The organism is Alishewanella sp. WH16-1 (assembly GCF_001441695.1).
In the GTDB taxonomy this organism is placed as follows: Bacteria; Pseudomonadota; Gammaproteobacteria; order Enterobacterales; family Alteromonadaceae; genus Alishewanella; species Alishewanella agri.
In genome coordinates this window covers 1-1,578 of sequence record NZ_LCWL01000074.1, presented here as the reverse complement: position 1 = coordinate 1,578, position 1,578 = coordinate 1, and the positions used below count along the sequence as shown (strand labels likewise).

Genomic DNA, 1,578 nt, shown 5'->3' with positions numbered 1-1,578 from the left:
ATCTCAAACTGCTCTTTAACAATTTGGCAAGCTGATAGTAATAAAACAAGCTAAGCATACTTCCGAACTCAAGCGGAAGGATTGTGGCGCGAGCACACTGTACGACTTTAAAAGACATTTTGGGGTTGTATGGTTAAGTGACTAAGCGTACACGGTGGATGCCTTGGCAGTCAGAGGCGATGAAGGACGTACTAACCTGCGAAAAGCTATGGGGAGCCGGTAAGAGGCGCTGAACCGTAGATATCCGAATGGGGAAACCCAGTGAGTTTACTCACTATCCTTAACTGAATACATAGGTTAAGGAGGCAAACCGGGAGAACTGAAACATCTAAGTACCCCGAGGAAAAGAAATCAACCGAGATTCCGTTAGTAGCGGCGAGCGAACGCGGACTAGCCCTTAAGCTAGATTGGTGTTAGTGGAATCATCTGGAAAGCTGAGCGATACAGGGTGATAGCCCCGTACACGACAACACCTTTATAGTGAAAACGAGTAGGACGGGACACGTGGTATCCTGTTTGAAGGTGGGGGGACCATCCTCCAAGGCTAAATACTCCTGACTGACCGATAGTGAACCAGTACCGTGAGGGAAAGGCGAAAAGAACCTCTGTAAGAGGAGTGAAATAGAACCTGAAACCGTGTACGTACAAGCAGTGGGAGCCCACTTTGTTGGGTGACTGCGTACCTTTTGTATAATGGGTCAGCGACTTACATTCTGTAGCGAGGTTAACCGAATAGGGGAGCCGTAGGGAAACCGAGTCTTAACTGGGCGAATAGTTGCAGGGTGTAGACCCGAAACCGGGCGATCTAGCCATGAGCAGGTTGAAGATTGGGTAACACTAATTGGAGGACCGAACCCACTACTGTTGAAAAAGTAGGGGATGACTTGTGGCTTGGAGTGAAAGGCTAATCAAGCTCGGAGATATCTGGTTCTCCTCGAAAGCTATTTAGGTAGCGCCTCGAGCGAATACCACCGGGGGTAGAGCACTGTTTGGGCTAGGGGGTCATCCCGACTTACCAACCCCATGCAAACTCCGAATACCGGTGAGTACTACTCGGGAGACACACGGCGGGTGCTAACGTCCGTCGTGAAAAGGGAAACAACCCAGACCGCCAGCTAAGGTCCCAAAGTGATGATTAAGTGGAAAACGATGTGGGAAGGCATAGACAGCTAGGAGGTTGGCTTAGAAGCAGCCATCCTTTAAAGAAAGCGTAATAGCTCACTAGTCGAGTCGGCCTGCGCGGAAGATGTAACGGGGCTAAAATCATCCACCGAAGCTGCGGATTCATCCTATGGATGAGTGGTAGAGGAGCGTTCTGTAAGCCTGCGAAGGTGTGCCGGGAGGCATGCTGGAGGTATCAGAAGTGCGAATGCTGACATGAGTAACGATAAGGGGAGTGAAAAACTTCCCCGCCGAAAGACCAAGGGTTCCTATCCCATGCTAATCAGGGTAGGGTGAGTCGGCCCCTAAGGCGAGGCTGAAAGGCGTAGTCGATGGGAAACGGGTTAATATTCCCGTACCGGCCAATACTGCGATGGGGGGACGGAGAAAGCTAGGCAAGCGCGGCGTTGGTAGTCC

1 rRNA gene is annotated in these 1,578 nt (G+C 50.8%); it reads left to right on the top strand.

The features are described from left to right. Positions 1-131: 131 nt before the first annotated feature. Positions 132-1,578 (top strand): 23S ribosomal RNA (locus tag AAY72_RS06495); the annotation flags it as partial.